Genomic DNA, 19,636 nt, shown 5'->3' with positions numbered 1-19,636 from the left:
GTGGAAGGGGTGTACGGAAGAAGTCAGTTCGGTCGTGCGGCACTGCTTTCGCGGATGCGCAACTGCACCGGCGCGACCGTGCGCCGTGGCGGCGCGTCCGGTTCGTCCAGTCGTTGCAGCAGCAGCGCCGCAGCTTGCCGGCCCCGCTCGCGCGGATCGGCGGTGAGCGTGGTCAACGGCGGCACCGCCACCGCGGCCTCGGAAATATCGTCGAAGCCGGTAACGGCAAAGTCACCTCCCGGACGGATGCCCCGTGAATTCAAGCCCAGCATCAGGCCCAGCGCGACGGTGTCGTTGTAGCAGACCGCCGCACTCGGCCGATGGCCATCGGCAAACAGCTCATCGGTGCGCGCAGCGGCTTCCAGACGGTTCGGCGCCGACTCGATCATCCAGCCCGGCGGCAGCGACAGACCGGCCTCGGCCAGCGCCTGCTGGAAACCGGCACGGCGCTGGTGGCACGAGCTCGATGCAGCGTGGCCGCCGAAGAAGGCGATCTGGCGATGGCCGCGCTCGATCAGGTGGCGCGTGGCCAGATAGGCGCCGTGCTGGTTGTCCAGGGTCAGGAAGTCCCAGTCGGCCCCTTCCAGTTCGCGGTTGAACAGCAGCACGTTGGCATTGGCACCCAGTGCCTGTCGCAACTGCACGGTATCGCTGCCCTCGGCCGGCGACAGGATCAGGCCGGCCGGGGTGTGCTCCATCAACGTGGACAGCACCGCCTGCTGGCGCTCCGGCGATTCGCCAGTACTGCCGAGCAGGGTCACGTAGCCGCGTCCGCCCAGCGCCTCGTCCACGCCGGACGCGAATTCGGCGAAGAACGGGTTGGAAAGATCGTTGATCACCAGCGCGATGCTCGACGAGGTACGTCGGCGCAGGTTGGCGGCAGCGCGGTTGTAGACATAGCGCTGCCGGCGCAGCTCGGCCTCGACCTTGGCACGGGTATCGACGTTGACCAGCGGGCTGCCGCGCAACACCAGCGACACGGTCGCGCGTGACACGCCGATGGCACGCGCAATGTCGGTCACCGTCACTGCCTTGCCGGCGCGCTTGCTGGGACTGCTGCCGTTGTCGTTCATCGTCTTCCCGGACTCCGCTGGAGGCTCAAGCCTAATGGATCAGGGCCGTGTCGTGCCGTGCCGTTCGCTGGGTCACCGCGAACGGCACAGTCCGGCTCAGCGCAGCTGGCTGCCCGGTGCCGCGCACCAGGACACCGGCAGGTCCTTCACCGCCGTACCCCAGCCCTGCTCCGGCGCCTTCGCGTCAAGCGCGAACTGCAGGCGCGGGCCCTGCTGCAGCTGGTTCCAGTCCAGCCAGACCGGCGCATGCGCCTGGCCATCGACCTGCACGCCCTGAACGTACTGCAGGCGGCGACCATCGGCACCCGGCGCGTCGATGCGCAGCGTCCGGCCATTGCCCATGTCCAGTTCCACCTTGCTGAAGCGCGGGGTGTGCAGCAGGAACTGGCCGCTGCCCGGCACCGCCGGGTACACGCCGATGGCGCTGAACAGGTACCAGGCCGACATCGTGCCGAGGTCATCGTTGCCGGTCACGCCGTTGGGCGCATTGGTGAACAACTGCTGCGCGGCGCGCACCACGGCCGCGGTCTTCCACGGCTGGCCGATCAGCGTGTACAGCCACGGCGAGTGCAGGTCCGGCTCGTTGTTGGGGTTGTAGCGGAACTGGTTGTAGTAGCTGTACGGTCCGACCACCCACTCCTTGCGGGCGGCGTTGAGCGGGTCCGCCTGCAGCGCGTCCATCGCGAAGAAGGCATCGAGGCGGCGGCCGGCCTGTTCGCGGCCCTGCATCGCTTCGATCAGCCCCGGCACGTCCTGCTGCGCCAGCCACTGGTACTGCCACGCCGTGCCTTCATGGAAACCGTGGTGCGAACGCGGGCTGTAGTGGCCATCGGCCGGGGTGTACCACTGGCCATCCTCGGTGCGCGGGCGCGGGAAACCGGTGAAGCCGGTCTCGGCGTCGCGCACCTGCGGGTCCCACACCTTGCGCCAGTTGCGGCCGCGCTCACGGAGCGTCGCCGCGTCCTGCGCATGGCCGAGGCCATCGGCCATCTGCGAAAGCGCACAGTCGGCCAGTGCGTATTCCAAGGTAGCCGAACCGCCGTGGTGCGGATCGACGTCCATGCCCTTGGACGGGAACGCGCGGTCGTAGACCACGTAGCCCTTGTCCAGGTACGTCGGGTTGCCGGAGCGGCCAGCCATGCGCGAGTTCAGCGGCGGCGTGCCGAAGGCATTGCGGCGCAGCGCATCCCAGGCCTGCGATTCACGGCCCTTGAGCGCACCGAAGCGCCACAGGTCGACCATGAACGGGGTGACCGGATCGCCGGTCATGATGTTGGTCTCGAAGTTGGCATAGCCCCAGCGCGGCAGCCAGCCGCCCTGCTCGTCGATCGCCAGCAGGGTACGGCCGATGTCGCGCGCCACGTCCGGGCGGGTCAGCGCCAACCACTGGTTCTGCGCGCGGTAGGTATCCCACAGCGAGAAGTACTCGTAGTAGGTCCAGCCATCGGCACGGTGGATGCCATCGTCATAGCCGCGGTAGCGGCCGTCGGCGTCGTTGCCGGTCATCGGCTGCAGCAGCGCGTGGTAGACCGCGCTGTAGAACACAGCGCGGTCATCGGCGGTGCCGCCCCGCACGCGCACCCGGCCCAGCTGCTCGCGCCACGACTGCTGGGACAGCGCGCGCATCCGGTCGAAACCGAGCAGCGCCCCGCCCTGCATGCCCTCCGCGCGCAGATTGATGCGCGCGCCTTCGGCATCCACATGTGAGATCGCGCTGACCGCCGTTACCGACTGGCCCTTGGCCAGGTCGAAGCTGAGCCAGGCACCGTTCGGCTTCTGTTCGCCCTCCATGCTGTGGCGCGCGCCCGGCAGGCCGCCGCCCTCGCCCCAGGTGCCATGCGCCTTGAACGGGCGGTCGAACTCGATGCGGAACCAGGTGGTGTACTGATGGCCGCCGCAGAAACTCTTGGTCACCAGCTTGCCCTCGACCACGCGGTCCCCGACCACATCGACCACGCTGCCGATCACCGAATGGCGCTCATTGGCCTGGCCGACATTGACCAGCACGTGGCCCTCGCCCTGGCGCTGGCTGAAGGTGTAGCGCTCGGCCGCGGCACGTGTACGCGCGGTGGCCTCGGCGTCGATGCCGCCGTAGCTGGTCAGGCGCACCTTGTAATAGCCGGCCTGGCCGATCTCGCCGTCATGCGTGTACGAAGCGGCATAGGTCTTGTGGTTGAAGTTCTTGGCGTCAGCAGTATCGAAATCGCCGCCCGGACCGATGCTGCCGGTGACCGGCAGGATCGACACCTGCCCGCCCTGCTCCCAGCAACCGGCGCCGGAGATGAAGGAGTGACCGAAACCGCGGATCTTCTCGTCGTCGTAGCGCCAGCCCGAATAGTGGCTGCCGATCGGGCTGACCTGGATCAGGCCGAACGGTGCCGATGCGCCGGGGAAGGTATTGCCGTCGTCCTTGCTGCCGATGAAGGTGTTGACCTCGCGCTCCAGCGCCGCCGGTGCGGCCTGCAGCAGCATCGGCATGGTCGAAAGCGCCAGCAGACAGGCCAGGCGCGCCAGCGGGCGGGAGGACAATGGGACGGCGGGAGCGGACGGCACTGGACGCATGTCGGGTTCCTGTAGTCGATGACGCGGAGGCAGACGGCCGGGATCGTTCGGCACCGTTCCGCTGAGTCCCGCCGTGACCGGCAGAGAGCTCCCCCTGGAATGACGCCCGACCCACCAGACCGTGAATTTAGATCGATTCAAGTAGAGCATGCAGGTTCAGCCGAATGCATTCTGCGGCGCAGCATGAGAGGGGTGTTCGGCAGGGCTGCGCCCTGCACCTGCCGAAGCCGAAGCAACAGCAAAAGCCGACTATCCGTGGGATGGCGGGATGGGTCCGGTTGCGGGGGACGCCGTAGACCCGTCCCTGGGGGCTTGGCCGCGGCATCCATGCCGCGGACACCCCCGCAACCGGACCCACCCCGCCTTCGACAGATTTCCGCGATCTGTGGATCCACGCCATGCGTGGATGAATCTCTGTCGGATATCGAAATCAATCGGGCGTCAGATCCGTTTTCCAAAGGAAAACGGATCTGACGCCACGACCCCATGTCGTTCCAGGATCAATCCAACCGTCACCGGGAAACTGTCGAAGGTGGGGCGGTGTCGGATTGCGGGGTGTCCGCGGCATGGATGCCGCGGCCAAGCCCCCATGGACGGGTTTACGGCGTCCCCGCAATCCGACACCGCCCCGCCCAACCCACAGAAAACCAGAGCCGTTCTGGCTTTGGCTTTGGCCTTGGCGTCGAGCAGGTGCAGGGCGCAGCCCTGCCGACCCACCCTCCCCTGCGCACGAAAACGATTTCACTGTTTTCAGCAAACCGTCATCCCTTCGCCACGCCAGTACCATATTGCGGAGCAGCATGCGCCCACGGGCGACCCATGCTAAAAAACGCCCGCCCATCGCTTAGATCGATCCAAGACGACATTGCGATGGCCGGGAGTTGGGGGAGCGGCAACAGGACGTACCAGGCCACGCGCACGGTGCAACTGCCACTGCATGGCGATAGCGACAATGTCACTTCAAATTAGATCGATTCAAGTTGTCCGTGCCACGTCACCGGATCAATCCAGGAGAGAGGGAGAGATGGGAATGAAGCATTCACCACGTACGCATGGCCAGGACGCATTGTCGCTGGCCGTCGCGCTGGCCTTGGCCGCCGCCGTCGTTCCGGCCGGCGCCGCCGCGCAGCAGGCAACCACCAGCGGCTCGCAGGAAGCCACCAACCTGGACAGCGTCCAGGTCACCGGCTACCGCTACGCCATCGAAAAGAGCCTTGAGCAGAAGCGCGACGCCAACGCCGTTGTCGAAGTGATCACCGCCGAGGACGTCGGCAAGTTCCCCGACAAGAACGTGGCCGACGCACTGCAGCGCGTGCCCGGCGTGGTCATCACCCGCAGCGGCGGTGAAGGCAAGAGTGTCAGCGTGCGCGGCCTGGCCTCGGACCTGACCCTGACCCAGTTGAATGGCAACTACGTGGCCACGTCGGAAACCAACGACGAAGCCACCCGTTCGTTCAACTACACCCTGCTGCCGTCGAACATGCTGTCCAGCGCCGAGCTGTTCAAGTCGCCGGAAGCACGCATCGACGAAGGCGGCATCGGCGGCACGGTCATCCTGCACACCCGCCGTCCGCTGGACATGGAGTCCAACTCGGGCTTCGTCACGCTCGAGGGCACCTCCTCCGATACCCACCACGATATCGACCCGCAGGCCTCGGCCCTGTATTCGTGGCACAGCAAGGATGAGCGTTTCGGCGTGCTGGTCGGCGTGACGCAGCAGAAGCGCACGACCCGTACCATGGAAGCCAGCACCGAGGACTACCAGTGGTACGGCGCCGGCAAGGCACGCGACGCCTATGGCAACGTGCAGCAGCAGGATGGCATCCACTACTGGTGGGGCAAGTCCGGCTTCAACAACCAGACCGGCGGCAACTACAGCGACTTCTTCATGCCGACCTCGGTCAACTTCGCCGTGAAGGAAGAAAAGCGCGAGCGCAAGGGCGGCCAGCTGACCTTCCAGTTCAAGCCGGTCGACAACGTCACGATGACCGCCAACTACTTCCGCTTCGAGCTGCAGGGTGACTACACCCAGAACATGCTGAAGATTCCGGAATGGAGCATGGCCCGCTTCAACGGCGATGGAAACTGGGCTGGCGGCCGCCTGCTCAACGGCCTGGATTTCGACCCCAGCGGCAACACCGTCACCGGTGCCCAGTTCGAAAAGCTGGCCGGAAAGACCTACTACTGCAGCGAAGACCAGGCCAAGGCCGCCGGCCTCAAGCCCGGCGGCTGGGGCCCGGACGACTGCACGATGCCGACACCGCAGCTGACCGGTGGCTACAGCAAGGAAAAGGCGCTGTCGCAGACCGCCGACCTGACCATCGACTGGGACATCAGCCCGCTGTGGAAGGCCTCGTTCACCGGTGGCCGCACCTGGTCTGAAGGTGGTCCTTCGATGAACTTCCGCATGTCGGCCAAGCCGCGCCGCAAGGTCGGCAACGACTACCTGTCCGGTAACCAGTACAGCGCATGGGACCTGACCGGCACGCCGTCTGCCACCTTCTCGCCCGACCTGCAGCAGCAGCTGATGAACGGCATCGCCGAAGTCGACACCGGCTCGACCGATTCGTCGTGGAAGCGCACCGAGGTCAAGCAGAACTACTTCCAGGCCGACGTGACCAAGCTGTTCGAGTCCGGTTGGCTGGATTCGATCCAGTTCGGTGCCAAGTACCGTGATGGCAAGGTCCATCGCAACACCGGCAACACCTACTGGGTATGCCCGGGCCGTGACCCGGCCGACTATGACAACAGCCGCTACCAGAGTGGCTGCGATCCGACTGCCGGCGATGCGCAGCCCGGCTTCTTCCTGTCGAACCCGATCAGCAACATTGCCGGTGGCTTCAATGCCAACGTGTTCCCGGGCATCAACTACCCGGCTTACATCGACTATCTGAACAAGACCTACGGTGGTTCGCACAACCGTACCGAGGAAGACTTCGTCTACAACGTCAACGAGAAGATCTACTCCGGCTACTTCCAGGCCAACTTCCGCACCGAGCGCCTGCGCGGCAATGTCGGCGTGCGTGTGGTGCGCACCAAGCAGTTCGCGCAGTCTTCCGACTCGATCGAGAAGTTCAACGACTACTTCCTGGACAACGCGTCCGGCGCGCCGATGGCGTGCACCGATCCCGCCGCTGCGGCCTACCCGACCTACAGCTGCGAGAGCGGCTTCGTGCGCCTGCCGCATGACCTGGCGCAGAGCAAGACCTACAGCCTGATCGGCGTGGACCGCACCTACACCGACGTGCTGCCGAGTTTCAACATTGCATGGGACATCACCGACACGCTGGTGCTGCGTGGTGCCGCATCGAAGGTGATCGCCCGCCCTGGCTACACCGATATCGCAGCACCGGGCGCACTGAGCTACTACAGCGAGGAGTACGTCAATGATCGCCGCGTTGCCGGTGGCGCATCGACCGCAGGCTGGGTCGGCCAGGGCAGCAACAAGCAGCTGGAGCCGTTCAAGGCCACCCAGTTCGACCTGGGCCTGGAATGGTACTTCCAGCCGGGCGCGGTCGCCGGCGTCAGCCTGTTCCGCAAGAACGTGGACAACTTCACCCTGCCGGTGGTGCGCGACACGCCCATGGTCATCAACGGTGAAGCGGTGAACGTGCAGCGCTACGAGACCCAGGCCAATGGCCGCGATGGTGTGTCGCAGGGCGTCGAGCTGTATGGCCAGTACACCTTCGATTTTGGCTTCGGCGTGCAGGCCAACTACACCTACAACGACACCAACCTGGCTTCCATTGTTCTGGACGGGCAGGAAATCGGCTCCTCGCCGCTGGTCGGCAGCGCCAAGAACCAGGCCAACGTGACGGTCTTCTACGAGAACGAGAAGTTCCTCGCGCGCGCCTCGTTCAACCGTCGCGGCCAGGTGGTCGGTGGGCTCAACAATGGCCTCACCGTCTACACCGAGCCGTATGACCAGCTGGACCTGAACGTGGCCTACAACCTGACCCCGGACTGGACCCTGACCGCGTCGGTGATCAATGCCACCAAGTCCGAGCAGCGCGTGCACCTGGGAAGCGACACCAAGGCACGCCTGATCTCCAATACCTATGCAGGCCGCCAGCTGTACTTCGGCGCTACCTGGAAGTTCTAAGGCAACACCGGGTTGCCCGGGCGCGCCCCGGTGCAACCCACGCCCCGCCCTGGCGGGGACGTTCCTCCACGGCAGCCGCGCTGGTACAGGTGGCTGCCGTTTTTTGTCGGCGCCTTGCCTGTCGTTCAGCCCGGCGCTTGACCCTGCCATCGTTGGAAGGTGCACACTGACTCCACCCCAAGAGCACTGAAGGAGCTAAAAATGGAATTCCATGTCGATGGCATGACCTGCGGCGGCTGCGCGCGCAGCGTGACCCGTGCGATCCAGCAGATCGATCCCAACGCCAGCGTGGTCGCCGACCCGCCGACCGGCCTGGTCAAGGTGCAGACCACCGCATCGCAGGAAGACGTCTTCGCCGCAGTGAACGACGCAGGCTTCCCGCCGCGTACTGCCTGATCCCCTACCCCGTCTCACACAGAGAAGCCCGCCCGGTGCTGTCGCACCCGCGGGCTTTTTCATGCATGCGATATCGAGTCAATGCTTGTGCGTACGCCGCCGCACCGCACCGGTCTTCGCGGTATCGACCGGCACCGGCGTCTGATCGTCCTCACCCAGCCGCTGCAGGATCGGGCACTCCGGCCGCTCGTCGCCCGCACAACAACTGATCAGCGATTTCAGCGTGTCGGCCATCTGCCGCATGTGCTCGATGCGCTGTTCCAGATCGGCAATGTGCTGTTCGGCCAGGTGCTTCACGTCGGCACTGTGCCGCGAGGTGTCATTCCAGAGGCCCAGAAGATCAGCGATCTCGGCCACCTGGAAGCCGAGATCGCGCGCGCGGCGAATGAAGCGCAGACGGTGGATGTCCGCCTGCGAATACGCCCGGTAGCCCGACTCGGTTCTATCAGCGGCGGGAATCAGGCCGATCTGTTCGTAGTAGCGGATCATCTTCGCCGACACGCTGGAGGCCTTGGCGGCTTCACCGATGTTCATGGGCATCCCCCTCAATGAGTGACGGCGGCGGCATCCGCCATCGGCGGCTGGAAGCGGCGCAGGCGCAGCGCGTTGCCCAGCACGAACACGCTGGACAGGGCCATCGCACCGGCCGCGAACACCGGTGACAGCAGCACGCCCCAGACCGGGTACAGCACGCCGGCGGCCACCGGAATCAACGCGGTGTTGTAGGCGAAGGCCCAGAACAGGTTCTGCCGGATGTTGCCCAGCGTCGCCTTCGACAGCGCGATGGCATTCGGCACCCCCTGCAGGTTGCCCGACATCAGCACCACATCGGCCGATTCAACTGCGATATCCGTGCCGGTCCCGATGGCCAGGCCGACATCGGCTTCAGCCAGTGCCGGCGCATCGTTGATGCCGTCGCCGACGAAGGCGACATGGCCATGCGTGGCCTTCAAGCGGCGCACCGCGTCGACCTTGCCTTCCGGCAGCACCTCGGCCACCACTTCGTCGATGCCGAGCTGGCGCGCGATCGCCTGCGCGGTACCAGCGTTGTCACCGGTGATCATCGCCACCTTCAGGCCAAGCTGATGCAGTGCCGCGATTGCGGCCGGCGTGCTCGGCTTGATCGGATCGGATACCGCGATGATTGCGGCCAGGCGGCCGTCGATGGCGGCATACAGCGGCGACTTGCCCTGGGTGCCCAGCTCTGCCGCCAGCGTCGCAAACAAAGTGATGTCCACGCCCAGGTCGCGCATGAAGCGATCGGCACCGACCTCCACCCGCGCACCATCAACGTTGGCACGCACGCCCATGCCGGTGACCGATTCGAAATCGACCATCGACGGCAGCGCGATGCCCTGCTCGGTGGCTGCATCGACGATGGCGCGGGCAATCGGATGCTCCGAGCGCGACTCCACCGCCGCCACCGCCGCCAGCACCGTGCCGTGATCAAAACCGCTGGCGATCTCCAGATCGGTCAAGCGCGGGCGGCCCTCGGTCAGCGTACCGGTCTTGTCCACCGCCACCACCTGCGCGTCCTTCAGCAGCTGCAGCGCCTCGCCCTTGCGGAACAGCACGCCCATTTCAGCGCCACGGCCGGTCCCGACCATGATCGAGGTCGGGGTCGCCAACCCCATCGCGCACGGGCAGGCAATGATCAGCACCGCCACCGCATTGACCAGCGCGAAGCTCAGCGCCGGTGACGGACCGAAGATCAACCAGACCAGGAAGGTCGCCAGCGCGGCCAGCATCACCGTCGGCACGAACCACAGCGTGACCTTGTCAACCACCGCCTGGATCGGCAGCTTCGAGCCCTGCGCCTGTTCGACCATGCGGATGATCTGCGCCAGCATGGTCTGCGCGCCCACCGCCGTCGCACGTACCGTCAGTGCGCCCTTCTGGTTGACCGTACCGCCCACCACGTTGCTGCCCGGCTGCTTCTCAACCGGGATCGGCTCGCCGCTGATCATCGATTCGTCGATGTAGCTGCGGCCTTCAACCACCTCGCCATCGACCGGCACACGCTCGCCTGGCCGCACTTCCACCACGTCGCCGCTCTGCACTTCATTGACCGGGATATCGACGGTGCGGCCGTCACGGATCACGTGGGCGACCTTGGCCTGCAGGTTGACCAGACGCTTGATCGCTTCGGAGGTACGGCCCTTGGCGCGGGCCTCGAGGAAGCGGCCGAGCAGGATCAGCGCGACGATGACCGCGGCCGCTTCGTAGTAGACGTTCACCGTGCCCGGCGGCAGCAGCCGCGGTGCAAAGGTCGCCACCACCGAATAACCGAACGCTGCGGCGGTGCCCACCGCCACCAGCGAATTCATGTCCGGCGCCAGCCGCAGCAGTGCCGGGAACCCCTTCTGGTAGAAACGGCGGCCGGGAATGGCCAGCACCAGCAGGGTCAGTACGAACTGCAGGTACCAGCTGGCCTGCATGCCGATGGTGGCCATCACCCATTCGTGCATGCCGGGAATCAGGTGCGAGCCCATCTCCAGCACGAACACCGGCAGCGCCAGCGCGGTCGCCACGGTCAGGTCGCGCTTCAGTTCGGCGCGCTCGGCATCCTTCTTTTCAGCGGCTTCATCATCGGACTGCACACCGGCCTCGATCGGGCGGGCGGCGTAGCCGACCTTGTCGATGGCCGCAACCAAGGCGGCCGTATCAGCCACGCCGCGCACGGTCGCACGCTCCGTGGCCAGGTTCACGCTGGCCTGGCTCACGCCTGGCACCGCCAGCAACGCGCGCTCCACGCGGCCCACGCAGGACGCGCAGGTCATGCCTTCCACGGCCAGTTCAACGGTAGCGGCGGGCACGTCATAGCCCACCCGCTCCACCGCCTGGATCAGCGCGGCCCGATCGACCGGGCCCGACGGGCGGATATCCGCGCGCTCGGTGGCCAGATTGACCGAAACACTGCCCACGCCTTCGACCCTGGACAGCGCAGCCTCGACCCGGCCGACACAGCTGGCGCAGGTCATGCCTTCGATGGGCAGGCTGATGGTGGCGGGGCTTGCGGGGGCTGCAATGGCGCGGGGCGTGCTCATGATCGGATTCCCGGGGTTCCTTCTGGATGCGGACAGCCTAAACCTTGCCATCGTGGGAAGGTCAAATCCAGCCACCCCGGGGTTCATGATGGGGTTCATCCACCCATGGCGTGGAACTACCGAGCGGACGGAGGCGCCAGGCGGATCAAGCCCGGCGCCCCCTGCGGGTGTGCTCAGAAGGTGAACACGTACTCCAACGCGAACTCGCGGCCGACCGCGCCCAGCAGGCGGGTCGGGGCGAAGTCGTAATCCAGCTTGTATGGGTCCTTGTGGTTCCAGCTGGCGGAGTTGAAGGCGTTGTTGACGTACACGTTTACCTTCGCGTGTACGGTCACCTGGTAGCCCACGTTGAAGTTCCAGGTGATGAACGGCCCCACTCGACCGTAGTAGCGCGCCGTCTGCTGCCCGGCATTGGGGTTCGGGTTCGGCGAGCCGTCCGGACGTGTCGCCGGCTCCAGGCAGTTCAGCGACGGGCTGTCGCTGGGCACGTAGCCGTCGGCGAACGGCAGGCAGCCGCCGGGGTTGTCCAGGCGGTCGGTGCCCCAGTGGTAGCGCACGCCCGGCACCGAGCCCACGCGGTCGGCATAGACATTGGCATTCCAGTTGCCGCGCTGCCAGGCCAGGCTCGCGCGCAGCTTGCTGCGCAGGTCGCGGTCGCGGCGTTCCGGGTTCGGGTCGTTGGCGTAGCGCTGTTCCTTGGTCGAGATCTGGTTGGTGTAGTTCAGACCCAGCTGGAAACTGCCCCACTGCGCGGTTTCCAGGCGATAGCGTGCGGTCAGGTCGACACCACGCACTTCGCGGCTGGCCAGGTTGAACGGGCCGCGCTCGATCGACACCAGGCGGCCGCTGCCGTCACGGTTCACGCGGGCCAGGATGCCGGCGCAGTAGTCGCCACCGGCCGGATTGGCCCATGGCGTGCCATCGATGTTCTTGCCGGTCAGGCAGCCGGCCTCGCTGGCCAGCACCTCATCGGCGCCGACGTCGACGATCATGTCTTCCAGCTTGATCGCCCAGTAGTCGGCACTGACCGACAGGTTCGGCATCACGTCCCAGACGAAACCGACCGTCCACGAATCACCGGTTTCCGAGCGCAGCAGCGGCGTGCCACGGCGGTTCACGTCGAAGGTGTACCAGACATCGGTGTTGCCCACGCCGCAGTTGTTGACCAGGTAGGCACCGCTCTGGATGCAGCGCAGGCGGTCATAGGTCTGCACTTCGGAGCTGCTCGGCTGGCCCAGCAGGTAATGCATGTCCGGCGCATGGAAGCTGGTGGCATAGGAGCCACGCACCAGCAGCGATTCAACCGGGCGCCATTCCAGGCCGACGTTCCAGGTGGTTTCCTTCTGGCTGCCGATGTTCAGTGCTTCGCTGCTGTCGTCGGCCTTGTAGTTGCCATAGCGGTCATAGCGCGCGGCCGCAGTGGCGGTCACGCTGTCCAGCAGCGGAATCTTGAACTCGACGCCGGCCGAATAGCGGGTGCGCTCGCCGCCACCGCGATCGACGTTCTGCAGGTCGAAGTCGATGCCGGCGCGTGGGTCGGGGCTGAGGTGATAACCCTGCTGCGCGATTTCAGCCACCGCGGCGAACGAGATCGGGCCGGCCCAGCCCTGGAACAGTTCGCCGGTGATATCCGCCGACGCCTGGTTGACCCAGGACGCCGCACGGTTCTTCGCCACCGTACCCATCTGCCAGTACTGGTCCGGCGTCAGCGGATTCCACCAGCGCGATTCGTTCAAGGCGTAGATCGCCTCGCCATCGGCCGTGGTGCCAAGCTTCGGGCCGAGGAAGTAGTCGTACGACTTCTGCTTGTCGACCACGTTCTGCCGTTCTTCCACGCGGTAATAGGAACGCCCCACCGTGGCGCTCCAGTCGAAGCGATCGGCCAGGCGGCCACGCAGGCCAGCGCTCCAGTCCCAGGACAGTTCGCGGTTGGTGTTGCGCAACGTATCCAGCCCGCCAACCTCATTCGGGGTGAACTGGCGCACGCCAAGAATCGGACGGTTGCGGTTGGCGTCCCAGTAGTAGCCGTTGTCATCGTCGATCAGCGACACGCCGGGCGGATTGGTGCCCCAGATCGCTTCGGAACGGTAGACCGCCAGATTGGTCCAGGCCTGCAGGTCATTGCTGAAATCAAAGGTGGCATACAGGTTGCCGGACACGTTCTCGGCACCGCCGGTGAGCAGCCAGTTGGCGTAGTCGGCGCTCATGCCGCACAGGCGGCCGGTGTTGGTGATGGTGTTGGCGGCGTAGTTGTAGACCAGTCGATCGGCGGTGTAGTACTCACTGCCGAACTTCTCGCAGGTGCCGGTGGGCGGCGCCAGGCGCTGGCCCGTGGTCGGATCGATCAACGCCAGTCCGGCGGTAGGACGGAAGCCGACCTTGCGTTGTTCCATGTTCCAGGACGGGTACGGCGCATCATCGGCATCGTCCATCTGCGGGCGGTCACGGCCGAACAACGGATCGCGCTTGGTGTACTGCAGCGCGTAGGTCACGCTCCAGTTGTCACCGGTCTTGCCGCCGGCCCAGGACAGGTCCCAGGTGTCGCGCCCACCCTCGGTGGAGGTGCCGCCACGCACGCGCACTTCGTCGCCGTCGTAGTTGGTCTTCAGGATGACATTGACCACGCCGGCGATCGCATCCGAGCCATAGATGGCCGAGGCGCCACCGGTCAGCACTTCGATGCGCTCCACCGCCGCGGCCGGAATGTTGCCGTAGTTGGAGAAGTTGGTTTCACCGCCATAGGGCAGCGGGTAGTCGGCCACGCGACGTCCGTTGACCAGCAGCAGCGAGCGGTTCGGGCCCATCCCGCGCAGGTTCAGGCCGCTGGCATTGGGCGTATGCGAACCCCACTGCGAGGCGGCTTCAACAGTGCCGGTCGCTTCGGTGAGGGTCTTCAGCGCGTCGTACACGCTGACGAAGCCTTCCTTCTGGATCTGCGCGGCGGTGATCACGTTGACCGGTGCCGGGCCTTCGACGCTGGCGCGCTTGATGCGCGAGCCGGTGACGGTGACCGCGTCGAGATCCTTGGTGGACGAACTGGCAGCTTCCTGTGCACTGGCAGCCAGGGGCAACAGGGCCAGGACCAGGGCCTGGGACAGCAGGTGACGACGCTTGCGGACGTTCTGAGCCATGGGTGGTTGCTCTTCGAAAGTGTGGACGCACGGACGGGTGGTGGCGCGGCGCTACGGCTGATCCGGGCACCTGGATCGGTTCAAGACCATCCCGACACCCTCCCCTGTGGATCGATCCAAACTAAAGCACAGCTGAACCACGCCGGGCATGCGGCGATGCAGCAATGCCCGAGGGAATGCCGCTATCGGCTGCCGGCATCCAGAACAATCAAAGGGTTGCAAAACATCGCTGAGAGAACAGCGCACACGTCAATGACGCGATCGCGACAATCGCGCGCGGAACGGATTTGTCCGTCGCAGGACAGCGCCGGGATCGGATCCCTTCGCAGAAGGGCTATGACCCGATTGCGTCGGGTGGGGTCGGAGCCCTTCTGCGAAGGGATCCGACCCCGGCCCTGCGATCAGCCGTCGAGGGCCTGACGCAGTGCGGCCACGGTCGCGGTGGCGGTCTGGCTCCAGTCCGGGTCCAGCCCGCGCAGCGCCGGGTTCTGGAACTGCATGGCCGAGCGCCTCAGGCCTTTGGCCGAGGCGTGCAGTTCGGTGCAGCCGCTGCGTCGTGCGACGGCGGCGATGTTGGCCGGGCCCAGCCCGGCGCCGGCCATCACCGTGATACGTCCTGCCGCCTGGGTGACCAGGCCCGCCAGCACATCGGCACCGGCCTCGGCACTGACCTGGCCGCCCGAGGTCAGCACGCGCTGGCAACCCAGTTCGATCACCTGTTCCAGTGCCGCCGGCAGATCGCGGGCGGCATCGAAGGCGCGGTGGAAGGTCACCTGCAGCGGCCCGGCAGCCTGCACCAGTTCACGGCACAACGCCACGTCGATACCGCCCTGCACATCCAGTGCACCGATCACCACGCCATCGCAGCCGAGCGCGCGGCACTGCGCGATGTCACGCAGCATCAGTTCGATTTCCAGCGCGTCGTAGTGGAAGTCGCCCGGGCGGGGTCGCACCAGCACGAACAGCGGAATCGACAGGCGTTCGCGCGCAAGCGCGATGGTGGCGAACGACGGCGTGGTGCCTCCCTCGGCCAGGTTGTCGAACAGCTCGATGCGGTCGGCGCCGCCGGCCTGGGCGGCCAGCGCCGAAGCCAGCGAGTTGCTGGCGATCTCCAGGGTCAGCCGCGTGCTCACGCCTGGGTGCTCGTGTAGATCGACGGCGAGTCGCGCAGGTCATCCTGGCGCTGCGCATCGCACACGGCGTAGACGAAGCCGCGATGCAGCGCGTAGGCGCCTACCTCGCCCTGCTTGTTCATGGCCAGGAAGCACACCTGCAGCGTTCTGCTAGCTTCCGGGCGCTTGCGCACCACGCGGTCGATGGCTTCGCGGCAAGCCTGCGCCGGCGAGCGCCCCTGGCGCATCAGCTCGACCACCAGGAACGACGCGGCGTTGCGGATCATCTCCTCGCCCACGCCCGAGGCAGTGGCCGCGCCCACTTCGTTGTCGACATACAGGCCAGCACCGATGATCGGGCTGTCGCCGACCCGGCCGTGCAGCTTCCAGGCCATGCCGCTGGTGGTACAGGCACCGGCAAGGTGGCCCTTGGCATCCAGCGCCAGCATGCCGATGGTGTCGTGGTTGTCGCTGTTGCCGGGAATACCTCGCCGCTCGGCGTTGATCTGCGGCTGATACTTCTCCGTCTTCAGCCACTCGCGCCAGGCCGCTTCGGCCTGCGGCGTCAGCAGGTGCTTGCGCTCGAAACCCTGCTGCATCGCGAACTGCTGCGCGCCCTCGCCCACCAGCAGCACGTGTGGGCTGTTCTCCATCACTTTGCGGGCCACCGACACCGGATGCAGGATGTCGACCAGCGCGGCCACTGCGCCACAACGGCCATCGCCATCCATGATGCTCGCGTCCAGGCTCAGCACGCCGTCGCGATCCGGGTTGCCACAATGGCCGACGGTGGGGTTGCACAGCTCGCTCTCGGCCCAGCGCGCGCCTGCTTCCACCGCATCCAGCGCGCTGCCGCCCTGCGCCAGTACCTTCCACGCGGCCTGGTTGGCCGGTACGCCGAAGTCCCAGGTCGAAACCACCTTGGCCCCACCCTGCGTGCGCGCCTGCACGCCCGGCAAAGCCGCCATGCCTGCAGCCAGTGCACCGGCCTGCAGGAACTGCCTGCGATCCACCATCTTCCCCTCCCAGTCTGCAATGCACGGCCGGCCCGATGCCGACCCTGCCGATCAGTCGTGCGTGGGCTGCCGTGCGGCGTGCCAGACCGCTGCGCCGAGCACGCCCAACTGGCCGTGCTCCACCCGCCATACCGGCACTTGGCGCAGCACCTCGGTCAGTACGCCCTTGTTGAGGAAGCGCTCACGGAAGCGGCCATCGGCCAGGAAATCCTGCACATGCGCGGAAATACCTCCGGCGAGGTATACCGAGCGCGCACCGACAGCGATCGCCGCGTCGCCGGCCAGGCTGCCCAGCCAGGCACAGAACACCTGCAGCGTTTCCACCGCCAGTGCATCCTCGCCGCTGCGGGCGGCACCGATCAGCGCCTCGGTACTGGTCCACACCGCGGTGGCACCGCGCAGCTCGCACAGGCACGGGTACAGGTTCATCAGGCCACTGCCGGACAGCACGCGTTCGTTGTCCACGTGCGGCCAGCGCTGCAGCAGCTTGCCCAGCACCTGCAATTCCAGCGTGTTGCCGGCGCCGAGCGCGGCATGGCCGATCTCGCTGGCCAGCACCGGGCGCTCGCCGTCGGCAAAGCGCAGTGCGGCGCCCAGGCCGGTACCGGCACCCAGCACCAGCGCCGGGAATGCCTGCGCCGGATCAGCATCGCCGTTCAGCGGCACCAGCGTGTCCGGCCGCAGATAAGGAATGGCCAGCGCCACCGCCTCGAAATCGTTGATCAGCTGCAACTCGTGCAGCCCGGACTGCGCGCGGGTGGCCGACAGCGAGACCGTCCATGGCAGGTTGGAATTGATCAGCACATCGCCATCGAGCAGGCCGGCAATGGCCACCACCGCGGTCTGCACCGGCTGGCCAAGGCCTGCGGTGAAATCGGCCAGGATCGCCGCCAGGCTGGGATGCTCGGCGCAGGCATAGGTGCGATGGCTGCTCAGCAGCGGCGCCTGGCCGGGTTGGGTTTCAGCCAGCGCGAGGCGGGCGAAGGTGCCGCCGACATCGGCAACGACCAGACGGCGTGGAAGACCGCCGCGGGCGGAGTCGGAGGAAACCGGGGACGCTGCTGCGATGGTCACGCTGGCCTGCTTGGATCGATTGAATCGCCCCGATTCTCAGGCATCGGGGCGGCTTTGCCTAGCGCGCCGACGGTTCAGGTTGGCCTACATGCCTTCCTGTTCGGCCACCTGCACGCCATCCACCAGCACCCGCAGCCGCTGCGGGCGGAAGCCGGCGAACAGCAGCGGCCGGGTGCGCTCGACCAGCACTTCATGGCCGGCGATGTGGCGCAGCCACGACTGTACCAGCGAGAACGAGAAGTGGGTGCCCGGATGCAGCGGGTGCTGCACCCAGACCTTCTCGGTGGCGCTCTGCAGCAGCATCGCGCCGGTGAACCAGTGGCGGCTGAGGGTCACCGGTGTGGTGCCGGCCATGAAGCGGATATCCATGCGGGGTCCTTTCGCTGGAGCGCTGGTGCGCGGGGGTCAGGGCTGGGCAGTCTGCAGGCTGTAGCTGGTGCTGGCGGTGAACACCGCGCCGTCGGGCTGGGTGGAACGCACCTCGACCTTGTGGCTGCCCACGGCCAGATCGGTCGGCAGCGCGCCACGCCACAGGTGCGGCGATGCGGTGGCCTCCGGCGAGCGGTCGTAGCCACGCAGGCTGTCAGCCAGATCGTCGGCCACGTTCTCCACCATCAGGCGCGGATCGGGCTGGCTGACCTGCTTCATCGGCTGCCAGGCGCCGCCATCGACGCGGTACTCGACCACGCTGGCATCCTCACCCATGTAGACGTTGGCATAGATGCCCCATGCCGGATAGGCCCCCTGGCGCAGCACCTTGGGGGCATGCAGGCCGATCTGCTCGCTGGCCGGCTTGCCGGCCACGCGGTACTGCAGTCTGTAGCTGCCATTACCGGCCACGTCGAGCAGCGCATAGCCCTTCGGCGTGCCATCGCTCATGGTGCTGTCCGGCACGCCGGCGGCATTCTTCACCCCCGACCAGAACGCACCGCAGTTGGCACCCACGTTGTATTCGTGCAGCGGCTTGTCGCCGTTCCAGCCGTCGGCCTTGCCGTGGTAGACGTGCTGCTGGGTGTGGCTGTGGCCGCTGAGCACCAGCACGTTGCGGAAGTCCTTCAACAGGTCGAACAGGCGCTGACGGTCAGCATGGCGGAAGGTCTCGCGTCCCGGCGCCGCGTCGAACAGCGGGATGTGCATGCCCAGCACCAGCAGGCGGTCCCTGTGCAGGCCCTTCAGGTAGCTGGCAAGGAAGGCGAACTGGTCTTCGCGCAGTCCACCGACATACTTCGGCTTGGCCTTGGGGTCGTACACCACGTCGTCCAGGAACACGAAGCTGGCGCCGCCTTCTTCCACCGCGTAGGTGTCCGGGCCGTAGATGTTGCGCCAGCTGTCCAGCGAGTGCTCATCGCTGGCGGCATCGAAATCGAGGTCGTGGTTGCCCGGCACATGGAACCACGGCACGCCAAGTTCGGTGGTGACCTTGTTGATCGCCGGATACAAGGTCAGGTCGTCGTTGACGATGTCACCCAGGGTGGTGCCCATGCGCGCCCTCGTCTGACCGACCAGCGGCGCCACGATCGACTGCTGGTAGTAGCCGATGTCCTTCAGGCTGGCGGTCTGCGAATCGGTGAACACCAGCATCTGGAAACCGCGGCGGCTGTCATGGCGATCCGACTGCAGCGCGAAATCCCAGTTGCGGGTGACATCGCTGGTGGCGGCGATGCCGCCGTACTTCAACGCCGGCGAACCGTTCGGGCGATAGTGCCGCCAGAACGAAGGCAGGCCGTCGGCCGCTTTCGGGAAGGAATACGCATCGGGCTTGATCACGAACACGGTCTGGCCATCACGCACCTGCAGGCTGTAGCTGCCGTCTGCAGCCGTCTTGACGATGGCCTCGCCGTTGGAGACCTGCACGCCGGCCAGGCCCGGATCGGTCGCACCGCGGCCGGGTTTGCCGTCGCGCTCCAGATAGACCTTGCCGGTGACCACGGTGTCCGCGGCCCAGGCCGGCGAGGTCAGCAACAGGCAGCACAGCCAGGCGGCAGGCAGTTTCATGGGCGGTCCGGGTAAAGAAAGACCGCCTATTGTAGATTCCGTTGATGACATCGCGCACGCGATGACGCATGCCGGTAGTGCCGGCCGCTGGCCGGCAGCCCCATGAACGTCGGGCATCCGGGGCTTGC

At 66.4% G+C, this 19,636-nt stretch carries 12 protein-coding genes; 2 read left to right on the top strand and 10 right to left on the bottom strand.

What is annotated here, in order from left to right; translation table 11 throughout:
• Positions 1–23: 23 nt before the first annotated feature.
• Together AC5P9P_RS15835 and AC5P9P_RS15830 are read right to left on the bottom strand one after the other, a co-directional pair.
• Entirely contained in the window at positions 24–1,073 is a 1,050-nt protein-coding gene (locus AC5P9P_RS15835) for a LacI family DNA-binding transcriptional regulator (RefSeq protein WP_005413180.1), read from the bottom strand.
• Between the two features lie 96 nt (positions 1,074–1,169).
• Positions 1,170–3,635, bottom strand: coding sequence for a GH92 family glycosyl hydrolase (locus AC5P9P_RS15830; protein ID WP_049431829.1), 2,466 nt, complete (start codon positions 3,633–3,635; stop codon positions 1,170–1,172).
• A gap of 1,024 nt (positions 3,636–4,659) precedes the next feature.
• On the opposite strand from AC5P9P_RS15830, the gene AC5P9P_RS15825 reads away from it, so the two are divergent.
• Together AC5P9P_RS15825 and AC5P9P_RS15820 are read left to right on the top strand one after the other, a co-directional pair.
• Positions 4,660–7,737 carry a TonB-dependent receptor gene (locus AC5P9P_RS15825; protein ID WP_049433125.1) on the top strand — a complete coding sequence of 1,026 codons (3,078 nt, stop codon included), beginning with the start codon at positions 4,660–4,662 and terminating at the stop codon, positions 7,735–7,737.
• Between the two features lie 201 nt (positions 7,738–7,938).
• Positions 7,939–8,133: a heavy-metal-associated domain-containing protein gene (locus tag AC5P9P_RS15820; protein WP_005409441.1), complete on the top strand. Its 195-nt coding sequence runs from the start codon at positions 7,939–7,941 to the stop codon at positions 8,131–8,133.
• Positions 8,134–8,211: 78 nt separating this feature from the next.
• On the opposite strand, the gene cueR is transcribed toward AC5P9P_RS15820, so the two are convergent.
• The 8 genes from cueR to AC5P9P_RS15780 all read right to left on the bottom strand — a co-directional run bounded on the left by cueR (position 8,212) and on the right by AC5P9P_RS15780 (position 19,508).
• Entirely contained in the window at positions 8,212–8,667 is a 456-nt protein-coding gene (gene cueR / locus AC5P9P_RS15815) for a Cu(I)-responsive transcriptional regulator (RefSeq protein ID WP_049433126.1), read from the bottom strand.
• An 11-nt stretch (positions 8,668–8,678) separates the two neighbouring features.
• A complete protein-coding gene (locus AC5P9P_RS15810) occupies positions 8,679–11,180 on the bottom strand; it encodes a heavy metal translocating P-type ATPase (protein WP_288418763.1) in 2,502 nt (833 codons plus the stop codon).
• Positions 11,181–11,353: 173 nt separating this feature from the next.
• On the bottom strand, positions 11,354–14,311 hold the full coding sequence (locus tag AC5P9P_RS15805) for a TonB-dependent receptor plug domain-containing protein (protein WP_111188677.1): 2,958 nt from the start codon (positions 14,309–14,311) through the stop codon (positions 11,354–11,356).
• A gap of 401 nt (positions 14,312–14,712) precedes the next feature.
• Positions 14,713–15,444: a copper homeostasis protein CutC gene (locus AC5P9P_RS15800; RefSeq protein ID WP_495232945.1), complete on the bottom strand. Its 732-nt coding sequence runs from the start codon at positions 15,442–15,444 to the stop codon at positions 14,713–14,715.
• Positions 15,441–16,439, bottom strand: a complete 999-nt coding sequence (locus tag AC5P9P_RS15795) for a glycosylasparaginase (protein ID WP_049395194.1) — start codon at positions 16,437–16,439, stop codon at positions 15,441–15,443. The genes AC5P9P_RS15800 and AC5P9P_RS15795 overlap by 4 nt, the downstream gene beginning before the upstream one ends.
• A gap of 51 nt (positions 16,440–16,490) precedes the next feature.
• Positions 16,491–17,513 carry a glucokinase gene (locus AC5P9P_RS15790; protein ID WP_033833302.1) on the bottom strand — a complete coding sequence of 341 codons (1,023 nt, stop codon included), beginning with the start codon at positions 17,511–17,513 and terminating at the stop codon, positions 16,491–16,493.
• A gap of 84 nt (positions 17,514–17,597) precedes the next feature.
• Positions 17,598–17,882 carry a hypothetical protein gene (locus AC5P9P_RS15785; RefSeq protein WP_005409434.1) on the bottom strand — a complete coding sequence of 95 codons (285 nt, stop codon included), beginning with the start codon at positions 17,880–17,882 and terminating at the stop codon, positions 17,598–17,600.
• Positions 17,883–17,918: 36 nt separating this feature from the next.
• On the bottom strand, positions 17,919–19,508 hold the full coding sequence (locus AC5P9P_RS15780; protein ID WP_322534967.1) for a calcineurin-like phosphoesterase family protein: 1,590 nt from the start codon (positions 19,506–19,508) through the stop codon (positions 17,919–17,921).
• Between the last annotated feature and the right edge of the window lie 128 nt (positions 19,509–19,636).

It is taken from the genome of Stenotrophomonas sp. YJH_SMC_14-1 (assembly GCF_059372275.1).
This window is presented reverse-complemented; position numbering and strand designations above follow the sequence as displayed.

Bases quoted from the DNA above. Each gene is read 5' to 3' on its own strand.
- AC5P9P_RS15835 (WP_005413180.1), bottom strand. From the start codon at position 1,073: ATGAACGACAACGGCAGCAGTCCCAGCAAGCGCGCCGGCAAGGCAGTG.
- AC5P9P_RS15830 (WP_049431829.1), bottom strand. From the start codon at position 3,635: ATGCGTCCAGTGCCGTCCGCTCCCGCCGTCCCATTGTCCTCCCGCCCG.
- AC5P9P_RS15825 (WP_049433125.1), top strand. From the start codon at position 4,660: ATGGGAATGAAGCATTCACCACGTACGCATGGCCAGGACGCATTGTCG.
- AC5P9P_RS15820 (WP_005409441.1), top strand. From the start codon at position 7,939: ATGGAATTCCATGTCGATGGCATGACCTGCGGCGGCTGCGCGCGCAGC.
- cueR (WP_049433126.1), bottom strand. From the start codon at position 8,667: ATGAACATCGGTGAAGCCGCCAAGGCCTCCAGCGTGTCGGCGAAGATG.
- AC5P9P_RS15810 (WP_288418763.1), bottom strand. From the start codon at position 11,180: ATGAGCACGCCCCGCGCCATTGCAGCCCCCGCAAGCCCCGCCACCATC.
- AC5P9P_RS15805 (WP_111188677.1), bottom strand. From the start codon at position 14,311: ATGGCTCAGAACGTCCGCAAGCGTCGTCACCTGCTGTCCCAGGCCCTG.
- AC5P9P_RS15795 (WP_049395194.1), bottom strand. From the start codon at position 16,439: ATGGTGGATCGCAGGCAGTTCCTGCAGGCCGGTGCACTGGCTGCAGGC.
- AC5P9P_RS15785 (WP_005409434.1), bottom strand. From the start codon at position 17,882: ATGGATATCCGCTTCATGGCCGGCACCACACCGGTGACCCTCAGCCGC.
- AC5P9P_RS15780 (WP_322534967.1), bottom strand. From the start codon at position 19,508: ATGAAACTGCCTGCCGCCTGGCTGTGCTGCCTGTTGCTGACCTCGCCG.